At 42.3% G+C, this 21,594-nt stretch carries 19 protein-coding genes; 9 read left to right on the forward strand and 10 right to left on the reverse strand.

The features are described from left to right. Positions 1-166: 166 nt before the first annotated feature. Positions 167-1,285, forward strand: a complete 1,119-nt coding sequence (gene mutY / locus ACDZ29_RS14440) for an A/G-specific adenine glycosylase (RefSeq protein WP_370013895.1) — start codon at positions 167-169, stop codon at positions 1,283-1,285. A gap of 323 nt (positions 1,286-1,608) precedes the next feature. On the opposite strand, the gene ACDZ29_RS14445 is transcribed toward mutY, so the two are convergent. Continuing rightward, complete coding sequence (locus ACDZ29_RS14445) at positions 1,609-1,833, reverse strand: hypothetical protein (protein WP_289323755.1); 225 nt, start codon at positions 1,831-1,833, stop codon at positions 1,609-1,611. 68 nt (positions 1,834-1,901) lie between these two features. Between ACDZ29_RS14445 and fabL the strand changes: the two genes are divergently transcribed. The 5 genes from fabL to ACDZ29_RS14470 all read left to right on the forward strand — a co-directional run bounded on the left by fabL (position 1,902) and on the right by ACDZ29_RS14470 (position 6,217). Next, positions 1,902-2,651, forward strand: a complete 750-nt coding sequence (fabL, locus tag ACDZ29_RS14450) for an enoyl-[acyl-carrier-protein] reductase FabL (protein WP_214747519.1) — start codon at positions 1,902-1,904, stop codon at positions 2,649-2,651. Between the two features lie 81 nt (positions 2,652-2,732). Further along, on the forward strand, positions 2,733-3,008 hold the full coding sequence (locus tag ACDZ29_RS14455) for a gamma-type small acid-soluble spore protein (RefSeq protein ID WP_375088016.1): 276 nt from the start codon (positions 2,733-2,735) through the stop codon (positions 3,006-3,008). 170 nt (positions 3,009-3,178) lie between these two features. Continuing rightward, positions 3,179-3,433 carry a YgaB family protein gene (locus ACDZ29_RS14460; RefSeq protein WP_289317920.1) on the forward strand — a complete coding sequence of 85 codons (255 nt, stop codon included), beginning with the start codon at positions 3,179-3,181 and terminating at the stop codon, positions 3,431-3,433. 234 nt (positions 3,434-3,667) lie between these two features. Continuing rightward, complete coding sequence (locus ACDZ29_RS14465) at positions 3,668-4,198, forward strand: DUF402 domain-containing protein (protein WP_048685440.1); 531 nt, start codon at positions 3,668-3,670, stop codon at positions 4,196-4,198. Positions 4,199-4,468: 270 nt separating this feature from the next. Further along, positions 4,469-6,217 (forward strand): ABC transporter ATP-binding protein, encoded by a 1,749-nt coding sequence (locus ACDZ29_RS14470; protein WP_375088017.1) that lies wholly within the window; start codon positions 4,469-4,471, stop codon positions 6,215-6,217. 98 nt (positions 6,218-6,315) lie between these two features. Here ACDZ29_RS14470 and ACDZ29_RS14475 read toward each other — a convergent pair whose 3' ends face one another. The 5 genes from ACDZ29_RS14475 to ACDZ29_RS14495 all read right to left on the reverse strand — a co-directional run bounded on the left by ACDZ29_RS14475 (position 6,316) and on the right by ACDZ29_RS14495 (position 10,733). Continuing rightward, the gene (locus ACDZ29_RS14475; RefSeq protein ID WP_375091140.1) at positions 6,316-7,236 is read right to left on the reverse strand and encodes a DMT family transporter; all 921 of its coding nucleotides are present in this window, start codon (positions 7,234-7,236) and stop codon (positions 6,316-6,318) included. Positions 7,237-7,528: 292 nt separating this feature from the next. Beyond that, a complete protein-coding gene (locus ACDZ29_RS14480; RefSeq protein ID WP_375088018.1) occupies positions 7,529-7,873 on the reverse strand; it encodes a hypothetical protein in 345 nt (114 codons plus the stop codon). Between the two features lie 13 nt (positions 7,874-7,886). Further along, the gene (locus ACDZ29_RS14485; RefSeq protein ID WP_289317916.1) at positions 7,887-8,417 is read right to left on the reverse strand and encodes an NAD(P)H-dependent oxidoreductase; all 531 of its coding nucleotides are present in this window, start codon (positions 8,415-8,417) and stop codon (positions 7,887-7,889) included. Positions 8,418-8,435: 18 nt separating this feature from the next. Then, positions 8,436-10,040, reverse strand: a complete 1,605-nt coding sequence (locus ACDZ29_RS14490) for a DHA2 family efflux MFS transporter permease subunit (RefSeq protein ID WP_370016972.1) — start codon at positions 10,038-10,040, stop codon at positions 8,436-8,438. Positions 10,041-10,094: 54 nt separating this feature from the next. Then, the gene (locus ACDZ29_RS14495) at positions 10,095-10,733 is read right to left on the reverse strand and encodes an HlyD family efflux transporter periplasmic adaptor subunit (RefSeq protein WP_289327222.1); all 639 of its coding nucleotides are present in this window, start codon (positions 10,731-10,733) and stop codon (positions 10,095-10,097) included. A gap of 331 nt (positions 10,734-11,064) precedes the next feature. Here ACDZ29_RS14495 and ACDZ29_RS14500 point away from each other — a divergent pair, with 331 nt between their 5' ends. Then, positions 11,065-11,523, forward strand: a complete 459-nt coding sequence (locus tag ACDZ29_RS14500; RefSeq protein ID WP_251437883.1) for a MarR family transcriptional regulator — start codon at positions 11,065-11,067, stop codon at positions 11,521-11,523. A 58-nt stretch (positions 11,524-11,581) separates the two neighbouring features. Here ACDZ29_RS14500 and ACDZ29_RS14505 read toward each other — a convergent pair whose 3' ends face one another. The 4 genes from ACDZ29_RS14505 to ACDZ29_RS14520 form a co-directional block, all read right to left on the reverse strand. Next, positions 11,582-12,673, reverse strand: coding sequence for an aromatic acid exporter family protein (locus ACDZ29_RS14505; protein ID WP_289323761.1), 1,092 nt, complete (start codon positions 12,671-12,673; stop codon positions 11,582-11,584). Between the two features lie 351 nt (positions 12,674-13,024). Continuing rightward, on the reverse strand, positions 13,025-17,497 hold the full coding sequence (locus ACDZ29_RS14510) for a glutamate synthase-related protein (RefSeq protein WP_375088019.1): 4,473 nt from the start codon (positions 17,495-17,497) through the stop codon (positions 13,025-13,027). A 341-nt stretch (positions 17,498-17,838) separates the two neighbouring features. Next, a complete protein-coding gene (locus ACDZ29_RS14515; RefSeq protein ID WP_375088020.1) occupies positions 17,839-19,128 on the reverse strand; it encodes a glutamate-1-semialdehyde 2,1-aminomutase in 1,290 nt (429 codons plus the stop codon). Between the two features lie 143 nt (positions 19,129-19,271). Then, complete coding sequence (locus ACDZ29_RS14520; protein ID WP_370013899.1) at positions 19,272-19,592, reverse strand: hypothetical protein; 321 nt, start codon at positions 19,590-19,592, stop codon at positions 19,272-19,274. A gap of 151 nt (positions 19,593-19,743) precedes the next feature. On the opposite strand from ACDZ29_RS14520, the gene ACDZ29_RS14525 reads away from it, so the two are divergent. Together ACDZ29_RS14525 and ACDZ29_RS14530 are read left to right on the forward strand one after the other, a co-directional pair. Further along, positions 19,744-20,751 (forward strand): ATP-binding cassette domain-containing protein, encoded by a 1,008-nt coding sequence (locus ACDZ29_RS14525; protein ID WP_289323765.1) that lies wholly within the window; start codon positions 19,744-19,746, stop codon positions 20,749-20,751. Positions 20,752-20,799: 48 nt separating this feature from the next. Further along, on the forward strand, positions 20,800-21,591 hold the full coding sequence (locus ACDZ29_RS14530; protein ID WP_375088021.1) for an ABC transporter permease: 792 nt from the start codon (positions 20,800-20,802) through the stop codon (positions 21,589-21,591). Positions 21,592-21,594: the final 3 nt, after the last annotated feature.

A 21,594-nucleotide genomic window follows, 5' to 3' on the forward strand; every position in this document is an offset into this window, starting at 1 on the left:
CTCTCATCATACCGTATTTATATATTAACCATCAAATGAATATAATTCAGACTTATTTCCGTGACCAATTACAAATAACTGGATATGAACATGATATTAAAAAAGAATGACCTACTATAGGTATTCCCATTTTTGATAAGAGTGTAACATCTTTGGAGGAACTGATGTGAAAGAAATAACGATCCCGACAATAGAAAAAATAAAAATCGATGATTTTCAAAAAGATTTGGTTTCCTGGTTTCTCAAAGAACAAAGAGAATTGCCATGGAGGGAAAATAAGGACCCGTACCGTGTTTGGGTTTCAGAAATAATGTTGCAGCAAACGAGGGTGGACACGGTGATTCCCTATTTTAACCGGTTTGTGGAATGGTTCCCCACACTCGAGGATTTTGCCAATGCCGATGAAGAGAAAATCCTAAAAGCTTGGGAAGGGCTAGGGTATTACTCACGTGTAAGGAATCTGCATAGTGCCGTTCAGGAAGTGAAGGCTTCCTACAATGGGATTGTACCGGATGATCCCGAGGAAATTTCCAAATTGAAAGGCGTGGGTCCTTATACAGCTGGTGCGATTCTAAGTATCGCCTATGGCAAGCCGGAGCCAGCTGTCGATGGAAACGTCATGCGTGTATTATCAAGGATATTGATGATATATGAAGATATTGCCAAGCCAAAGACTAGAAAAACTTTCGAAGCTGCCGTCAGAAAGCTGATCGATCATGAACATACCTCTGCATTTAATCAAGCCTTGATGGAACTGGGGGCATTAATCTGCACACCAGGTAAGCCTGCCTGCCTATTATGTCCCGTTCAAAGTCATTGTATTGCATTTGAAGCAGGGGTTCAATCGGAACTGCCTGTAAAAGTCCAAAAGAAAAAAACGCGGGATGTACCAATTGTGGCTGCTGTTTTAACGAATGAAAAAGGTGAATTTTTAATTCACAAGCGAGCATCTGAAGGGTTGCTGGCAAATCTTTGGGAATATCCGAACTTCGAGAACCATTCATCCCTTCAGCATAAGAGGGAGTTCTTCGAGAATCGGTTTGAGGAAATGTATGGTGTCAAACCGGAAATCACGGAATCACTTGTGAGAATTGAACATGTTTTCTCACATCTTGTTTGGAAAGTGGACACGTATACGGGAATAGTCAAAGAAGCCATCAGTGAAGAGACATTAAGAGAAAACCAACTCAAGTGGGTGAATGAAGAAGAGATGGAGGAGTTCGCATTTCCGGTTTCCCACCAAAAAATGATGAAGGCCTATAAAGAAAAAAAGCGGATTGAATAAAGGCAGTATTGTAATTAAGGGTCACCTTGGGGATGGTTTCTATCTACATTTTAAAACAGAGTTGATTGGAACGGAAGGTGAGAGAGACTCGCGGGAAAAGCGTGTCAAAGGGAGACTCCGCAGGAGCAAAGACGCCGGAGGAAGCTCCCGGACCGCCCGCCGAAAGCGAGTGCCCTACATTCTCCAATCAGCGTTCAAATTATACAACTCTAAAAAACAGAAGGCAAACTCGATTTTCATCGAGTTTGCCTTCTGTCTAAAAAGGATATCCGCTAAGATATCCACTTATTTTTGTTGATTTTCAATGTCATATCCGTATAAAATCAATCGTAAATGGTTTTCGTTCCATGGGTATAATTGGCTTCCTGCCTATTAAGTCCGCCTCTATTTTCAATTTCTTTGACGATTTCGCTATGGATACTCTGTCCTTCTTGGTTTAAATAAGGTACCATTTGTTGAAGGGAGTGATGAAAATAGGCAAGTTCGCTATTTTCCCAATCCGATTTTTTCATCATCGACAACTCTGTCATATCACGTCCAACATACATAACAGTAACACTCCTTTTAAAAATGATTTTTATTACTCGGTGTTTACTCAGAAAGGATGAATAAACGTATGGAACAAAAAGTGGCACTCGTTACAGGTAGCAGTAAAGGTTTAGGTAGAAGCACGGCAATAAGGCTTGCAGAGGAAGGATACGACCTCGTTATTAATTATGCCCGGAGCAAGTCGAAAGCATTAGAAGTGGCAGCTGAAATTGAAGCTTTGGGGCGTAAAGCCCTTGTAGTTAAGGCAAATGTCGGTGACGTTGCGAAAGTGAAAAGCATGTTCGAGGAAATCGATGCTTATTATGGGCGTTTGGATATCTTCATTAATAATGCTGCTTCAGGAGTGCAGCGTCCTTTGATGGAGCTTGAAGAATCGCATTGGAACTGGACCATGGACATCAATACAAAAGCCCTCCTTTTCTGCGCACAGGAAGCGGCGAAATTGATGGAGAGGAACGGCGGAGGGAAAATCGTCAGCATCAGTTCACTAGGGTCCATTCGCTATTTGAAAAATTATACAGCTGTCGGTGTTTCCAAAGCTGCGCTTGAAGCCCTGACAAGATATTTAGCGGTCGAACTGGCTGCGAAAAACATTTGTGTCAATGCCGTATCCGGCGGTGTTATCGATACGGATGCCCTGAAGTCTTTCCCGAATCGGGATGAAATGCTTGCTGAGGCGGCAGAACAAACTCCTGCTGGACGGATGGTCGAGGTGGAAGATATGGTGAATACCATCCTGTTTTTAATTTCCGATGGAGCCAGTATGATTCGTGGACAAACCATTATAGTTGATGGTGGCATTTCATTGCTTGTTTAATGTAACTGGAAAAATTTAAATGTTATTAGTTGGATAACACTCCTTGATATTGGTTATCTTATTATCGTGGAGGTGATATCAATGGCTAATAACAATAATAAATCACAAGCAGGTACTAACGCTCAACAAGTAAGACAACAAAACGCGCAATCTCAGCAAGGTCAAGGCCAATACGGTACTGAGTTTGCTTCTGAAACAAACGTTCAAGAAGTGAGACAACAAAACGCACAATCTCAGCAAAAAAAGGGTCAAGGTCAAGCTCAAGGCCAATACGGTACTGAGTTCGCTTCTGAAACAAACGTCCAAGAAGTGAAACAGCAAAACCAAAAATCCCAAAGCAATAAAAACCAAGGCTAATTGCCGTTTTAAAAACGAAAGGCATCCTTCTTTTGAAGGATGCTTTTTTTTTGCCTTTCATTTGATTCGACAAATGTTTTGATGTGTTTACATTTTATGTCAAAGGAAAAGCTGGATAAAAACTAGAATATACATACTATAGAAAAAATACACATTAGGAAGGTGCATTCATGGAGGAATTTAATCGGCTAATAAACAACCAGTTGAAAACGATGGATAAGCTTTTACTTTTACAATCCGAAATCGAAAGATGCCAAGATATAGAGAAGCAACTCCTTGCCCTGCAAGAGGAGAATGAAGCAGTCACCATTCATGAAGAGATCCAACTTAAAAAGCAGGAATTGAAAAGTATCCATGATATGTTCGAGAAGCAAACGGAAGAAGTCATCCGTTATTTTCAGCAAGGACAAGCTGCAATACAATGAATAACCGGCTAATTTCTAAGTTAAAATGGGGTGGATGGTCAGACTTTTTCGACTTATTTACACATTTTCACTGGGAGATTAGCCACTTTTGTTTTAAATTTATGAATAAATCGCTATAATATAGGAATATAGGGTAAATGGAAAAAAGTATATATTTTAAATACACACAACAACTGCAAACGGAATAGGGCACAGTACGCTGTCAGGGTGTCTATAGAAAGTAGGGAGAGATAAATGGGGATTGTTCCTGCCGAAGGAGGAAAAATCCAAATTCATAGCTATAAACATAATGGACATATCCATCGTATCTGGGAAGAGACAACCGTTTTAAAAGGGACCCAAAATCTGGTGATAGCAGCCAATGACCGTACTATGGTAACGGAATCAGATGGAAGGACCTGGATTACGAGAGAGCCGGCGATTTGCTATTTTCATTCAAAGTATTGGTTTAATGTTATTGGTATGTTGAGAGAGGACGGAGTTTATTATTATTGCAATATCAGTTCTCCGTTCACATACGATTCGGGAGCATTGAAATACATTGATTATGACCTGGACATTAAGGTATTCCCAGATATGACGTTTAATTTGCTGGATGAGGATGAATATGAAAGGCATCGGAAAGAAATGAATTACCCGGATGCCATCGATTCAATATTGAAACAGAACGTAGACTATTTAATTTATATGATACGCCAGCGAAAAGGACCATTCTCCGCAGAGTTTATTGATAGTTGGTATGAACGCTTTTTAACCTATCGATGATAGAAAAGGCCTGCTGCTTAATTAGCAGGCTTTTTCATTGTGTAACGTACCTACCCACTGATCTTTCAAGCAGGAACGATTTTTGAATAACAGCAAATCTTTAACCCCTTGCCTCCTATAAATGTGTATGAAAGATAATGAATGAAATCCTTTTGATAGTTAATCTTCGAAAAGGAAAATATAATTGAAAAGTGCATATATGATTCCAAATTGAACGTTAGGGACTTTTTTTAGCATTTTGATTTAATGAATCATAAAAGGAGGGATTCCGTGGAGAGCATTAAGAGGTATTTGCAATTCGTTAAACCATATAAATGGCAGATAATCGGGACGGTATTGATTGGATTGCTGAAGTTCGCAATTCCGCTTTTGCTTCCATTGCTCAGTAAGTACATAGTGGATGACATCATCGGAAATGGTGACCTGTCCAAAGCTGTGAAGTCTGAACGCCTTTTATGGGCAATGGGCATCATGATGTTCATTTTTGTTGCGGTAAGACCGCCGATTGAGTATTATCGACAGTATTTCGCTCAATGGACCGGAACGAAAATCCTATATGATATTCGTAATGATTTATTCACTCATATACAGAAACTGAGCTTTAAATATTATTCCAATACAAGAGTGGGCGAGGTCATTTCAAGGATGATCACGGATGTGGAACAAACGAAGAACTTTGTCATCACGGGTTTGATGAATCTTTGGCTGGATATCGCAACGATCATCATAGTGATAGCCATCATGTTTACGATGGACGTGAAGTTAACCATTGTATCCATCATCATGCTTCCATTTTATGCGTTTTCGATTAAGCATTTCTTTGGCAAGTTGAGAACCTATACAAGGATTCGCTCCCAAGCGTTAGCGGATGTACAGAGTCACCTTCATGAAAGGGTTTCAGGGATGTCAGTCATCAAAAGCTTTGCGATAGAAGACAGGGAACAGGAACTGTTTGCGAAGCAGAACAAGAATTTCCTGGATAAGGCCCTAAAGCATACGAGTTGGAATGCTAAGTCATTTGCTGTCGTGAATACGATTACGGATATTGCCCCCCTGCTCGTGATAGGCTTTGCCGGTTATCAAGTCATTCACGAACAATTGTCGCTGGGTACCATGGTTGCTTTCGTCGGTTTCATAGACCGGCTATACAATCCCCTCAGACGATTAGTTAACTCTTCGACGACAATGACCCAGACATTGGCGTCCATGGACAGGGTTTTTGAGTTTGTGGATGAGAAGTATGATATCGATGACGAACCAGGGGCGAAAGAGCTTAAGCATGTAGATGGCCGAATTACCTTTCAGGATGTTTCGTTTGCTTATGACGAGAAAGAGGCACCCGTTTTAAAACATATAAATTTGGATGTTACACCAGGAGAAACCATTGCACTTGTCGGGATGAGCGGCGGAGGGAAATCCTCAATCGTCAGTTTAATTTCCCGTTTCTATGATGTGACGGAGGGAAGGGTATTATTGGATGGAACGGATATCCGTAAATATCAAGTCCGCAGCCTAAGAGATAAAATCGGGATGGTGCTACAGGATAATATCTTATTTAGTGAATCGGTTAAGGCTAACATCCTTATGGGACGGCCTGATGCAAGTGATGAAGAAGTATTTGAAGCGGCAAGGGCGGCGAATGCCCATGACTTCATTATGGGTCTAAAAGAGGGGTATGAAACGAAAGTCGGGGAGCGGGGAGTTAAATTATCCGGAGGCCAAAAGCAACGGGTTGCCATTGCGAGGGTATTTTTGAAAAACCCACCTATCCTTGTGCTGGATGAAGCTACATCCGCATTGGATTTAGAAAGTGAACACTATATCCAGGAGGCACTTGATATTTTGGCGAAAAACCGGACCACCATCATCGTGGCCCATCGCTTATCAACCATCACCCATGCCAACCGGATCGTTCATATCGATAATGGGGAAATTACGGAAAAGGGAACACACGAAGAACTTATGAAAAAGCAAGGGCATTACTACAGCCTATTTCAAGTACAACAATTGGATTCCTAAGGGAAAAGGAAAACCATATGATTCCCGCCAAAGTAATATACATAAGAAAGACCATTCCGCTAACGGGAATGGTCTTTCTTATTATAATGATGAACCTGTTAGGAAATTCTTTTTTCATGCAGCGTTTTTTTTCTGTCAGGAAGGAATTGAGGAAGATGCTTTATTCCCTCAGGCAAGGCGATACCGACAATGATCAAGGACATCCCGAACCATTGCAGTGACGTAACCTGTTCATTCAAGAAGATGACGGAAACGACCATCGCTGATGGCAATTCCGCTGCACAAAGGATCGTTCCAAGCCCGACTCCCACTTTCGGCAGACTGACAGCAAAGAAAAAGAAAGGAACAAGAACACCCAAAGTACCGAGCAACAAACCGTAGTACCATAGGTTCGTTTGGACAAGATTCGTAACAAGTGTAACGGGGTTAGTTGTGAATACAGCAGTCAGCATACCACCCGTTGCAATGTAAAACAGCCGTTTCATTGAAGATTCCCCAACTGCGAATTGAGAGTTGCAATACATATATAGCGCAAAAAGCACCGCAGACAATAGTCCGAACAATACGCCTTTTAGGCTTAGGGCAGATAGAGGCTGACCAAAAATCGCCCCTGCCAATAATGTTCCGATGAAGAGAACGAAAATGGCAATGAGTTTATTTTTATCAGGGCGTCTTTTATTTATGAAACTTTCAATGAGGACGCCTATCCAGGTAAATTGAAATAAAAAGACAACGGCAATCGAAGCGGGAAGCTCGGATACGGAAACGGCATATGCCTTTCCGACGAAAGTGGACATCATGCCCGTGATTAAAAGTAATCCGGCACTCTTCCATGAAACTTTATATTTAAACGAAAAAAGAAATAAAACGGAGACAATCAGCCAACCGACAAGATATTGACTGCCGACCAGTTCTCCAGATGAATGGCCATCCATAAATCCAAACTTGATCATGGTGGATAATGTGCCATATGAGATCGAACCAATTAAGACCATTATGGAATACTTCAAAAGTTGCATATTTTTCACCCCTGTAAAAATAAAAATCGCCACCTGCCAAAAAGGCAAGTGACGAACGAAAAAAGGAAATCCTTTTAAAATTCCGTCTCTCAACAAAAGCTGAGTTTAAAAAAATGTTTGTGTTGCATTAACTTAGCTTAAAGTCTTTGTGAATATTTGTCAACCAGAAAAAAGTAAAACCTGCACGTCGATCCCTAAGTTTGAAGGTGGTGGCAGAGGTAAGAGAAGATCCTTTCATGGCATATAAAACAAAACCCCCAAAAGGCAAATATGCCGAGTGGGGGGGCGTGTTTCAATCGCCATTTTGCTGGAAGTCTTCCAATTTACCACGATATTCTTCGTCTTTCATTTTGCGAAGATTAGGCTTTTTTTCTGCAGTTGGCTCATCGTCAGGCTTTTGGTTGTGAAGCTTGGAAAGTGCCGAACGATAATCCTGATCTTTCATTTTCAATTCATCATTGTCTGTTGGGACGATGATTTCGGTAACGGGTTCATCATCCGAAGAAGAAGCGGACTCTTCCGACGAGTTCTCTTTCTCGAGAACCGGCTTATCTTCAGGTGATAAAGCTTTGATATTGAATGTGATCAAGCCCGAAACCGCTAAAATGGCAACGATGATAATTAGAATTATGCCCATTGAATCAAGCCTCCTAGAGCTCGTTTGTGAATGAACGGGTGACATGGGCTACCCGTTTTCCTAATGCTTCTCCAAGCTGCAAGTCGTTCTTGGTTATGTTGTCATCCACCCCGGGCGGGCAGCTTATTCCTACACCATAGTAGGAACCATATAAGGCGTTTTCCGGGACAGTGCCGGGTAAGCCGACAATGATCATGCCTTGATGAAGCATTGGGGTGATTAAGTTCAGCATGGTAGCCTCGAGTCCTCCATGTATGGTGGCAGTCGTACAGAAAACAGCACCCACTTTATTGATCAGCGCTCCTTCCGCCCATAGATACCCAAGTTTATCAATCCATGTTTTCAAACTCGAACTGATGGTGCCGAAGTGACCCGGACATCCCCAAATGATGGCATCCATTTCCTGAAGCTTATAAACATCCGCTTCGTTTACATGGTCAATTAGAACCTCAGCCCCTGGAACCCCAGCGGCTCCGTGAGCTATTGATTCGGCAAGTGCCTTCGTATGGTTACCTTCACTGTCGTATACAACATAGATTTTCATATTAAATCCCCCATTTAATTAAACCGATTTTTTTACTGGTGAAGGAAGCAAAGGTACATCCAATTTTTCCTGTTTAGCTTGTTTCATTGCTTTATCCTTCCGAACGTCACGCAAAAACAATGAGAGAACTATACCGGCAATTGCGAAACCTGTTGCCCAAAAGAATGCATCATTGATTCCCATCACATTTGCTTGACCCTGGATTTGTGAAGAAATCAGCGACATTGCAGTTTCCTGTGCCTGTTCTCTCGTTTGATTCATCGAACTCATGATGGATTGAACGATTGTTTGGAAATTCTGAACAAAACCAGGATCACTCGTACTCATTTCCGAACCTAAGGAAGTTCCATGGAAAGAAGCACGGGTTGTATAAATGGTCGTCACGAAGCTCGTACCAATTGCTCCGGTTACTTGTTTCAGCGTATTGCTCATTGCCGTACCATGTGTATTCAAATGCTTAGGAAGCTGATTCATCCCAGCTGTCATGATCGGCATCATAAGTAAAGACATTCCAAGTGAGCGGATGGCGTAGATGATGACCAAAGTCGAATAGGTTGTTTCCGTAGTCAATTTAGCGAATTCGAAGGTTGTGATAGCAGTAATCGCTAAACCGACAAGTGCTAATGGACGAGGTCCGATTTTGTCGAATAATGCTCCTGAAATGGGTGACATCACCATCATCACAAGGGCTCCGGGTAACATCAACAGACCGGACTGAACGGGTGTGAATCCTCTTAGAGTCTGTAAATAGATAGGCAATAAGAATATCCCGGTAAACATGGCCACTGTGACTATGGCGGAAATGATATTCGATAATACGAACATGTCATACTTAAATACACGGAAGTCGAGCATAGGTGTTTCAGATTTTAACTGTTGAACCACAAATAGGCTCAGAAGGATAAGCCCGATGATGATCGTTCCCAGAACGATGGAATCCGTCCAGCCTTTGGAACCTGCTTCACTGACACCGTATAGTAATGATGCAACACCTATCAAGGATAGAGAGGCGCCCAACAAATCCAATTTTATTTTCTTGGGTTCTGCTACATTACGCATACTTATAAAGGCAAGTGTCATGATAATCATGCCTAATGGCACCATTGCGTAGAACATGACCCGCCAGCTATATTCCTGAATGACCCAACCAGATAAAGTCGGTCCGATGGCAGGGGCGAACATAATGGCCAGACCAAAGATTCCCATTCCTTTCCCGCGCATTTCTGGAGGGAAGATGAAAAGAATGATTGTCATGACCAATGGCTGCAAGATCCCGCCGCCCGCAGCCTGGATCAGCCGGCCAGTAAGGATGACGGGGAAATTTGGTGCGATGCCGCAGATGAATGTCCCTACCGTGAATAGAAACATGGCAGCGAGGAATAAAATACGCGTGCCGAACCGTTCTATTAAAAAAGCGGACAGTGGAATCAAAGCTCCATTCACGAGCATGAATCCAGTTGACAACCATTGAATCGTTGTCGCAGCTACATTAAATTCGGCCATCATCCTCGGCATGGCGACACTAAGCAGGGTTTGATTCAAAATGACCATGAACAAACCTAGCATTAAGATAATTAACATGGGGGCAAACTGTTTCATTCCCTTGTTTTCATTTACTGAGATGGTTTGAGAAGCCACTTAAGGTAAGCCTCCTTTCTGTATAACTGTATTGCCGGTTTATTTAGTTGAAATTTTCACTTCTGCGTTCATTCCAGGCAGAACTTTATCGGATGGTGCTTTAATGGAAATTTTCACTGGTACTTTTTGAGTGACTTTCGTATAGTTTCCGCTGCTGTTTTGATTGCCCATCACTGAAAAGACAGACGTTGTCGCATAACCGATCTGTTCCAATGTACCTTCGAAGACAGTATCGGGATCTCCATCGATGATAATATCGACGCTGTCACCTTTTTCAATATCCTTCAATTTATTTTCTTCAATGTTAGCCGTTATGGATAGATCATCCATATTGATGGTCTGAGCAAGCGTTTGACCCGCTTGAACCAGCTGCTCATCATGTACTTGTGTTTTAACGATTGTCCCTTGCGCTGCCGTTTTTACTGCTTCTTTTACATCTGATGTGGTTACATTAGCAACTTTGTCATTTTTACTTACACTGTCTCCTTCGTGTAAGTCCCAATCTGCTAATTTTCCGGTTGCGGGGGCAACGATGGTATAAAGGTCACCCGACACTTTCGCTTCATCCGTTTTAATGAAATTCGTGCTTTCATAATAGTAATAAGCCCCACCGGCCACTACCGCCAATATAATAACCAAACCAATGATATTGATTAAAACTAAACGTCCTCTATTCACTTGTTTCGCCTCCAAAAAAATATTGATGATCGGTTTTTGAATCAGTTTCATTAAATGACTTGACCTATATTTGACAACGCCTCCCATATCAATGTTTATTTATTAATTTTAATAAATATTAATTTTTATAAGTATTAATATTATTAACTAAAGAGTTTACCAGTTTAATTATTTTTTGTCATGTAATTTATTCGGAATGGAAGTAGGAAATAAATACAGTTAAATGGGTAAAATTTGAATTTTTTTTAGTTTTAAGGATATATGGAAAGTAAATTTGACAATGGTATGTCATTTAATTAAATTTAAGAGGTAGGATTGTCCTATATAAGGAGTGAGAAGGCTGGATTTTAAATGGGAAGTAACTAATAGTATAGAAATGCAGATTTTTCGGATTAGGAAGAAGCTTAGGGCCATCGTAGCAAAAAATCTTCAGCCTTATGGATTAACGTCGCCTCAGTTTTTCATATTATTGATATTGAAAAAAGAGGGGTCGATCAAATCGACCCAGCTGGCTGACTTCTTAACCGTAAAGCCAAGTGCGATTACCGTATTTGTAGATAAGCTGGTCGAAATGGATTATGTGAAACGGCAGCCCTCTGAAAAGGATCGCAGGGTCATCAATCTTGAATTGAAAGAGGCAGGGGAAGCGATTTTGGGGAGAGTCCTTGCGGAGCATAACCAATTGATGGGCAAGAACTTCAACTCATTCTCAGAAGATGAGCTGCAGGATCTTTTGAAGAAATTGGATACGATTGAAAAGGCTGCTGATAAGAACCTTTTGGATGATTGAATGAGGAGCATGCTCTAAATAGAGACGAAAAAAGACGGTTCCCGGGGAACCGTCTTTTTTAATCTTCTTCATACTGGACAGATATTTCGTTATCTTCCTTATGGAAGGACTGGAAGCTGACGATCAGCTTTTCAAGATGTTCCAATTGTTCGTCATATTCTATGACTGCAGAAATCAATGGTACAAGACGGGCAGAGAGATGGCCTAGATTATCATGCATTTCGTCCACTTGATTCTGCTGTTCGAAAAAGTGGGCGAGCAGCTCTTTACGACTTAAACAATCCTGGTCCCAATCTTCAATCTCCCCAATCGACTTGATTTTTTCGATATGCAGTAATATCAACTGTTCATGCTTGCGAATCAAGGAATCAAGCTGTTGTAAGATACTCCGTTGGAAATCTTCAGGCATTTGATATACTTCATTCTCGAATTTATGGATTCTCTTCAAGGTTTCAAACGCTTTTTTTGTTGTTATGATCATCTGCCGATAAACGACAAGCTTTCTTGCTTTAGCTACACTGTTCTTCTTGAAATATTCTCGTTCCTCTTTGTACATGGAATAGATATGTTCGAGATCGAGTAATTCCGCCTTTAATCGGCTGATGTCTTTCTTCAATAAAGTGTGTTCTGTAGCATGTCTTGTGCTGATTCTGATCCATTTTAAGATGTCTTCCGTCACATCTGTAATGCGTGTATAAAGTTTTGCTTCATATTTTGGAGGAATGAAAACCAGATTCACGATAAAAGAAGAAACGATTCCCAGCAAAACGGATGAAAGACGTATAAAGGCAAAATTAAGGAATTCCCCTTCCTGGTTTTCCATGATGGCAATGACCGTCACGATGGAAAGGACAATCGTTTTATCCATTTTCAATTTTAAATTGATGGTTATGACAACCATTACGGCAAGACCGATTATAAAAATATCATTTCCGAACAACAAAACGAAGGAGACAGCAACCAACGCGCCAATGATATTTCCTTGAATTTGCTCCAACACCGTTTGATACGAACGGTAAATGGTCGGCTGTATTGCAAAAATTGCAGCAATCCCAGAAAGGACAGGAGCAGGAAGGTTAAGCAGTTCCGATAGATAAAGCGCTAAAACAATTGCTATTCCTGTTTTGAGAATGCGGGCACCAAACTTCATATATAGGTTAATCCTTTCTTTGTGATGTAATGGAACATGGTAAGAAAAAGGCTCTATTTATATATAGGCTTTTGCTTAAAATTGTATTCTAACTTATTTGTTAGTACTTTACACTAAAATAAGAGGATGTAAACAAAAAGTAATATACAGGATTTTCCTTAGAGTTACAATAGGTAAAATCAAGTTTAATATATAAAGAAAATATAGGCAATTTCTTGGCTGCTTTTCAAGTGCGTTTTTCCTTCGTTTAAAAGACTACTCCAGAGGTAAATGACTGGAAAAGGCTGATGCTCGAATTGAAGAGCATCAGCTTTTTTAATGAACGATTCTCGATTAAATTTGTTTTCGGAATCACTCTGTGGATACAGCAGGATCCGCTTGTTCTTTAACAGGAACGACCTGAAGGAAGTGCTCTCCAGGATTTTGAAGCAGAGCCTCCAAGGAGGCTGCTTCTTCCGTTTGGCCATGATCCTTCAAGAGTGCCGTGTACTTGCCAAGAAGTTCGGCCACGTCCTGCAGGCCTTTTGCAGACAGGGGCTCAATGGAAATCTTTGCCCCTTTTGCAACCCGTTTTTTAATGACATCTTTGGTTAATCCAAATTCAGGCTGTTGCCGTAAATAAACGACACCGCCTGTCATCCCTGCGCAAATCCATGGACCCGGATCACCCAGAACCAAACCTCTTCCATTTGTCATGTATTCAAAAGCGAATCCCTTAATATTGGAAGTAACCGCAATATTACCGGTTTCCTTTTCAGGAAGTGGTTGTTTCAATAATCCTCCAATGATCATATCTGCTCCGGAAAGCCGGATTCCCGCTCTGGCATCGGCATCACCTTGGGCAATGAGGAGACCATGCTGTGCACCATATCCAAAGCCCTTACCGACAGAGCCATTGTAGAACTTTCCGTCTTTTCCGGGAGATTTAAAGATGGCAATATTACCGCCAATCGATGTTTTGCCAATCCCATCCTGGGCGCCGCCATTCACACTGATCGTAATTCCCTCCGTATTGTATGCCCCAAGTCCATTACCCGGGATGGAACCATCCTGATAGGATAGGTGAACGGGAGGAAGTTTTTTGTATGAACCATCCAATCTGCCCCTAACGCGATGACAGGACACCCTGCTGCCTAGTACACGCTGCTCGGAAGTGATCGAGCTATAGTTGCGGGATTGCTGCAGATCATCTACATGTGAATCTAGATATTCAGCGCCAACGGCAACCTGCATGGAGCCTTCATTCAAATATGCCGCCGTTTCTTTATGTGAGAACGGTGTTATATCCAAATTTTTCAATAAATAGGTTAAATCCATTGATTGTTGACCTTTACTTTGCTGAAGCAAATCAGAACGTCCGACGATATCCTGAAGATTCTTCACCCCGAGTGATCCGGTCAGCGCTTTGAGTTCTTTGGCAAATGCACTGAACATATTCGTTAATCCTTGAACGGCTAAATCAAATTTTCGCGGAACAAAACGGCGTAGCCCATGTTCTTTCGCTTGTGCTTCCGATTCGATTTGAGTGGCGATGCCCACATGGCAGGTATCAAGGTGACAACCGCGGCACGTTGTACAGCCGACGGCAATCATCGAAAGTGTCCCAAAACCTACACGGTTTGCCCCGAGCAGCATTAATTTCAATACATCCATCGAGCTTTTTAACCCACCATCAGCCCATATTTCAACATTCTGACGAATACCTGACTCAAGTAAAGCATTATGGGCCGCTTTCACACCAATCTCGACTGGCAGACCGACATGTGCGAGTGCATGGATCCTGGCAGCACCTGTTCCGCCATCAAAACCGGAAAGCGTAATGATATCGGCCCCTGCTTTGGCGACGCCGACCGCAATCGTACCAATGTTTGGAACGACCGGAACCTTGACGGCAACTTTTGCTTTATCGTTTGCCGTTTTTAGTTCATGGATCATTTGGGCCAAATCTTCAATTGAGTATATATCATGGTTATTGGAAGGGGAGATCAAGTCGGAACCGATTGTTGCATTCCGGGCTTCTGCGATTTTCGCTGTGACCTTGGAACCGGGAAGGTGTCCGCCTTCACCAGGTTTTGCCCCTTGCCCAATTTTAATTTCCAATAGATTTGAAGAGTTCAAGAGTTCTGCGTTGACACCGAAACGGCCGGAAGCGATTTGCTGACCGCGGGATTTCGGGTACTTGCCCAGCATATCCTTGATTTCCCCGCCTTCACCATTCATGCTGATCATGCCTAACCGCTCGGCAGCTTCTGCATAAGCCCGGAAAGCAATTTCATTTTGTGATCCAAAGGACATGGAGGCTATGACGAACGGCAAATCCTGTTCGCCGACCGAAAGACTGACCTCTTCAGAAGGGATTGAAGAATCTGAAGCTTTTAATGATGTCAAGTGTCGGATCGTCGTAGGATTGGATTCTTCCTGTTCGGTGATCTTTTCGCGATAAGCGTCATAGTCACCGGTTGAAGCCACTTCCCCGATCGACTTCCAAACCCTAGGGAATAAATGGAAGGTCTTTCCCATCCGTTCTTTTTCATTGCAGTAATCTTCCGCACGCTGGATGGCGTCAGCCTTGATTTTATCAAAATTGTAATCCAGATCATTGGAACCGAAGAAGTTAGCCACATTTAAATATTTTGCGATTTCCTCATGTAAACCGATGCTAGAGAAAAGTCTTCCATATCCCCGCAGCTCATGAATGCCGATGGTGGAGATAACTTTCTCAAGTCCTTTCGTCAAGGAGTTATATAGATTGGTAACCCCCTTAAGGTCATCTGAAGATAAGGATAGGAACATATAATACGGGCTGATTAAGTTGGCTCCAAGACCATAAGAAACGATGATATCATGCAGTGACCTTAGCGATGCGGAACGTAAAAGGATGGAACAATCCCGGCGCTTGCCTGTGCGGACCAATGCTTGATCGACGGCTGAAGTGACAAGGTGGGGATCAAGCCAAAGGTTGCCGTTTTGATGGGCAAGGGCATCATCCAGAACGAGCAGCGTTTTTCCTTTATCCACTGCATTGACACTTTCATCCGTAATCCTGGTTAAAGCATCCGTGATGCTTTCATCCTCTTTGAACGTGCTTGAAATGAAATGCACGAGTTTTTGATCTTGGTTATATTTAATGAACTGATCATAGCTTGGCTGCGATACGATGGATGAACACTCATAACCCGTCAATCCTTCAATCAATAAAGGAGTCAGCAGCTCCATAACCTTTCCAGCCTTATTGGCTTCGAATAGGGAAGGTCGTTTTCCGATGATGGTCCTTGTTGAGAAGTGCTCGGTTTCCCGATCCCGGTCTATCGCTGGGTTGGTTACGACAGCCACACTTTCCTTAATGAAATCCGCAATGTTGGTCCGTTGGGGATTAAGTGCAGCCAGAGGCGCATCGTGACCAAGTGAACGAATGGGCTCAGCGCCTTTTTCGGCCATCTGTTCCACTAATTGAACGTGCTCCCTTTCCCAACCGAAAGCTTTATACTGACCATTATGAATGGCTTGCGTGTTTGTCATGGAGACAACCTTTTCAAAAAATTGGGGCTGCAAGCGGACTCGGTCATTGGAAAGAACGAAACGATTATTGAAGAGTTCAAATACTTTATCCTGGTAATCCTTGTAGGTGTACAACTCGATACGGTCACCATTCCATTTCAAACCCACTTTTTCCCCAGGTCCCATCGGTTTAGGATCTCCGGTATATTCACTTGAAGGGATGATTCCTGGTTCGGAAGTGAACATATAGGATGATTCCGTTTCAATATTCCATAGCGGGCGCAGACCTAAAGAGTCGACAGAAAACACGGCCTCATCGCCGAAACGTGAGATGATTCCTGCTGGACCTTGTGCAAAGTGACCCCAAGCCTCCCGTAAATACGTATATAAGTCTTGTAAGTGCTCTGGATATTCCTTGATTTCATTAATGATTGGCGGGAACATAAGGTCGACAGCTTCAAATAAAGAGTAGCCATGGCGGCAGATGAAAGTTTCGATCGTCTTGTTTAAATCCTGTGAATCACTTCCGTCTTTAGCGATGGGAACACCGATCATTTTCGCTTCATCACGCAATTTGGCAATGGTATTGATCTCGCCATTATGACCAAGTACACTGAAAGGCTGGACCCGGAAGAAGCTTGATAGAGTATTAGTGGAGAAACGGTTATGTCCCAGTGTCATGGTGGAGGCAGCTAAAGGGTCTGCAAGATCAAGATAATAGGCAGGGAGGGTATCCCCCGCACCCATCACTTTGTAGACAGCATGATGCTGGCTTAAGGATGCAACATGGACGAAATCACTTTTTTCGATGTCGGAAGTCAGCTCAAAAAGAAGATTTGAAAGCTCCTGGTTGTTTTTGATGGTGGAGGAACAGGCGAATTGCCAGAACATTGGGTCTTCCTGAATGGCAATCGGTCCCAAGGCCTCAGAACGGTATGCTTTATCTGTTTCATATATCAAAGAGAGACCATGTTGAAGCAGTTTCTCCTTTATTTCGATTTTTAAGTCGTTCGCATCTGTTTTTTTGCTTAAAAATAAGTGGCCGACTATGAAGGAATCTTCATCGACGATGCTTGGATCGATATTTACCGCTTCCAGCTTCTTTTTCCAAAGAGCCCGGGGAATATCGATATGGATGCCGGCGCCATCACCCTCGCCATTGATGAAGCCGCAGCGATGGTTCATTTTAACCAGGGCGTCGATACAGGCAAAGATGTTTTCGTTAGTAGGGATCTTCTTTTTTTCGATTCGGGAAACGATTCCGCAGGCATCATGTTCTTCCTTGTAAAATTCTTTGAATGTAGCAGGTGTCCATTGTTGGGTCATATGTGTGGCTTGAATAAGGCTGCCCTTATTCTTAGCCTTTCACCTCCTGTAGCATTTGTTTAATGGGGGAAATATTAGTAAACCCGAACAATCGTCCAAGTTTTTTTATAGATTGAAAGAAAGTGTATAAATGTATATAAATGTATCCATATCATATCATTTAAATATTCAGAAATCAATTTTTTATACAATGGATTGGATGCTGTGGTTGATGGAATTTTTGTGGAGAATTGCTCCAAAGGCTAATTTAAAAGATTTATTACACGGAAATAAGAAACCCCCAAGATTGATGTACATCTTGGGGGTGTATAAAAAATGCATAATTATGCTGTTTCGTTTTATTAAATTAGGTTTTTGAATGCATGTTCAACCGCTTTTAGAGTATAAGCGATATCATCGTCCGTGTGAGCTATTGTCAAGAACCATGCTTCATATTTAGAAGGTGCCAAATTGATGCCTTGGTTGAGCATGAGTTTGAAGAACTTAGCGAACATTTCGCCATCAGTATTTTCCGCCTGCTCATAGTTTTCAATTTTTTCTGTCGTGAAATAGATCGTCAATGCCCCTTTTAGGCGGTTGATGGTGATCGGGACATTATATTGGCGAGCGGCTTTCAGGATACCTTCTTCAAGAATGTTTCCCAGCCGGTCAAGCTCGTCGTACAGACCCTCTTCTTTTAGTACTTCTAAGCAAGCTATCCCGGAAAGCATGGAAGCCGGATTTCCTGCCATCGTACCTGCTTGATAGGCTGGTCCTAACGGTGCGACAGTTTCCATGATCTCTTTCTTGCCGCCATAGGCACCAATCGGAAGTCCGCCCCCGATGATTTTTCCAAGCGCCGTCAAATCGGGCTGAATGCCCAAGAAGTCCTGTGCCCCTCCATACATGAAGCGGAAAGCTGTGATGACTTCGTCGAAAATGACGAGTGATCCGGCTTCGTGAGATAATGAAATGACTTCCTCCAAGAAGCCTGGGCTTGGTTCTACGATTCCAAAGTTACCGACGATCGGTTCAACAAGTACGCCTGCAATTTCATTGCCCCATTTATTCAGTGCTTCTTTAAAAGGCTCGATATCATTGAAAGGCACCGTGATGACTTCTTGTGCGATACTTTTGGGCACGCCGGCTGAGTCCGGTGTGCCTAGGGTGGATGGGCCTGAACCAGCAGCTACTAGAACAAGGTCCGAGTGACCATGGTAACAGCCGGCAAACTTGATGATCTTATCGCGTCCGGTGTAAGCGCGGGCCACACGGATGGTGGACATGACAGACTCAGTGCCTGAATTGGTGAAGCGGACTTTATCCATGGATGGAATGGCATCTTTCAACATTTTGGCAAATTTGACTTCATGTTTTGTTGGTGTGCCGTATAAAACGCCGGTTTCTGCCGCTTTAACGATTGCCTCCGTAATATGTGGATGGGCATGCCCTGTGATGATCGGGCCATATGCAGCTAAATAATCAATATATTTATTGCCATCTACATCCCAGAAATAAGCCCCTTTGGCATGATCCATTGCAACTGGTGAACCGCCGCCTACAGCTTTGTAAGAACGGGATGGGCTGTTAACCCCACCAACTATATGTTCTAATGCCTCTTTATGTAAAAGCTCCGAATTACTAAAATCCAATCTTAAAACCTCCTAAAAATATAAACATATTTCACCTTAATCATAGCACTTTTCCGTCCGTAAATCTGTGGTGGAAGGCTAGGAAATGTGATCCGGCCTCTGTTGGAATGATGCAGCCTTAGAGCAGCAGCATTCCTGGGCCTTCATTTTGTTTGGGAAATGGGGTCGGACCCCAAAACTCCGGATATGAAAGATAAAATGTCCAAGATGGTGGCAGGGTTTTCGATGTCGAAGGATTGGCGGTTCATTTCGCCCTGGGCTTGGTAATAGATAAGTTGGCCGGTTCCTTTTTCTTCATTAATACGAATGTGGAAACTTATGGGGGTGCTTTCAATCGATCCGCTGGAATCCCTTTGGATGACCTGGCATAATAATTCTCCGTATTCATCTTCATAAAGGAAGTCATATCGAAGGTCGATTACGACCTTTTCGATTTGGGATAGTAAAAATTCTTTAATATTCATGGCATGATCGTCTCCTTTATATATGTATCTGGTACAACGTTCGGATTCGCCCTGAAAATGGTAGATGGCATCCAAGCATTTTTATTGTCTAAAAGGGTTAGGTTGGATAAACTAATTCATTAGGACAAGAGATTACGGAGGATGTAACAGGATGAGTGATGCAATTCAAGTGAAACAGCTTCGGAAGGAATTTAAGTCGGCATCAAGCCGTTCAGGCTTAAAAGGTGCCTTCCGGGATTTACTTACAAGAAATTATAAAATCGTCCCTGCCGTCAATGATATCAATTTTACTGTAAAAAAGGGTGAGATGGTAGCTTATATTGGGGAAAATGGTGCAGGAAAATCGACCACTATCAAAATGCTGACAGGTATTTTGGAACCGACAGCGGGTGAAATCACGGTCAATGGCATGAATCCACATAAGGAAAGGGAAAAGTTCACTCAAACAATCGGAGTCGTATTTGGTCAGCGCTCACAGCTATGGTGGGATATTGCGGTTCAGGAATCCTTTAGGCTGCTAAAAAAGGTCTATAAAGTAACGGATGAACATTATAACGATCATATGGAACATGTCATCAAGACGCTCGATATCGGTCCTTTGCTGGACAAACCAGTGCGTAAACTCTCACTTGGTCAGCGAATGCGCTGCGAGCTTGCGGCAGCACTGATTCACAATCCGCCTTTGCTGTTCCTTGATGAGCCGACAATAGGCCTTGACGTACTCGTGAAGATGAAAATTCGCGAGTTCCTGAAAGAAATCAATGAGAAATATAATACGACAATCCTTTTGACTACCCATGATTTAGGTGACATTGAGGCATTGTGTGAGCGCGTAATCATGCTTGATGAAGGACAAATCATATATGATGGGGAATTGCAGAGTTTGAAAGATAACTGGGCTGAGGAAAAACAGATCCATTTTCAATTCATCGAGCCGATTGAATTGAAGGAATTGCAATCCTTACCACTCCCATTTACTGCTAACTGGGTTTATGATGAGAAAAATCAAACTTACATTGCCTTGTTGAAAGAAGAAAGTGATCATATTTCACAGCTTGTTTCAGCTGTCGTGTCACATTTTAAAATAAAGGACATCAAAATCCATGAAACGTCAATTGAAGAGATTGTTCGCAATATTTATGAAGAAGGCACTGTCTGACTCTCTTATCATTAAGAAACAACGTGTCTATCAAGAAGGGGGAGGGCAATGGGGAAGTATATTGCAATGATCCGCATGCGTTTTTTGATGATGCTTGCGTATCGAACGGATTATTATACCGGCATTTTAATTTATAGCATTAATATCGGTGCTTATTATTTCTTATGGAATGCGATATATGGAGAGAAAAGCTCCATCGAAGGACTTTCAAGTATGCAGATGACAACCTACGTCGCTGTTGCATGGATGGCGCGTGCTTTTTATTTCAATAATATTGACCGCGAAATCGCCACTGAAATTAAGGACGGCAAGGTCGCCATTGAAATGATCCGTCCTTATAACTATTTAGGCATGAAAACGATGCAAGGACTTGGGGAGGGGATATTCCGTTTCTTCTTCTTCTCGATTCCGGGAATGCTGCTGGTAGCTTTCATTTTTCCTATTGAATTGCCACACGAGCCGGCTACGTGGGGGATATTCGGCATTTCCTTGCTGTTCAGCTTCATCATCAATACACAAATTAACTTATTGACAGGAATCACTACCTTTTTCTTATATAATAATGCCGGATTGATCCGGGCTAAAAGGGTTATCATTGATTTATTTTCCGGTCTGCTGCTGCCCATCAGTTTCTATCCGATATGGGCGCAGGAAGTGATGAAATATTTGCCCTTTCAAGGGATCAGCTATGTACCAAGCATGATTTTTACGAACGGGTACAGTTCAGCTGAAATTGGCATGGCGCTTTTACAGCAGTTAATTTGGTGCATCATTCTTATAATACCGATTCAGCTTTTATGGATAGTCGCAAAAAAACAGCTGATTATTCAAGGAGGTTGAAGG

Origin of the sequence: Peribacillus sp. RS7 (genome assembly GCF_041956845.1) — a bacterium.
Classification (GTDB): Bacteria; Bacillota; Bacilli; order Bacillales; family DSM-1321; genus Peribacillus.

Coding starts and splice junctions, on each gene's coding strand:
- ACDZ29_RS14475 (WP_375091140.1), bottom strand. CDS start 7,236: ATGCAACTTTTGAAGTATTCCATAATGGTCTTAATTGGTTCGATCTCA.
- ACDZ29_RS14505 (WP_289323761.1), bottom strand. CDS start 12,673: ATGAAGTTTGGTGCCCGCATTCTCAAAACAGGAATAGCAATTGTTTTA.
- ACDZ29_RS14465 (WP_048685440.1), top strand. CDS start 3,668: ATGGGGATTGTTCCTGCCGAAGGAGGAAAAATCCAAATTCATAGCTAT.
- ACDZ29_RS14530 (WP_375088021.1), top strand. CDS start 20,800: ATGGGGAAGTATATTGCAATGATCCGCATGCGTTTTTTGATGATGCTT.
- ACDZ29_RS14455 (WP_375088016.1), top strand. CDS start 2,733: ATGGCTAATAACAATAATAAATCACAAGCAGGTACTAACGCTCAACAA.
- ACDZ29_RS14460 (WP_289317920.1), top strand. CDS start 3,179: ATGGAGGAATTTAATCGGCTAATAAACAACCAGTTGAAAACGATGGAT.
- ACDZ29_RS14445 (WP_289323755.1), bottom strand. CDS start 1,833: ATGTATGTTGGACGTGATATGACAGAGTTGTCGATGATGAAAAAATCG.
- ACDZ29_RS14520 (WP_370013899.1), bottom strand. CDS start 19,592: ATGAATATTAAAGAATTTTTACTATCCCAAATCGAAAAGGTCGTAATC.
- ACDZ29_RS14480 (WP_375088018.1), bottom strand. CDS start 7,873: ATGGGCATAATTCTAATTATCATCGTTGCCATTTTAGCGGTTTCGGGC.
- ACDZ29_RS14510 (WP_375088019.1), bottom strand. CDS start 17,497: ATGACCCAACAATGGACACCTGCTACATTCAAAGAATTTTACAAGGAA.
- ACDZ29_RS14525 (WP_289323765.1), top strand. CDS start 19,744: ATGAGTGATGCAATTCAAGTGAAACAGCTTCGGAAGGAATTTAAGTCG.
- fabL (WP_214747519.1), top strand. CDS start 1,902: ATGGAACAAAAAGTGGCACTCGTTACAGGTAGCAGTAAAGGTTTAGGT.
- ACDZ29_RS14485 (WP_289317916.1), bottom strand. CDS start 8,417: ATGAAAATCTATGTTGTATACGACAGTGAAGGTAACCATACGAAGGCA.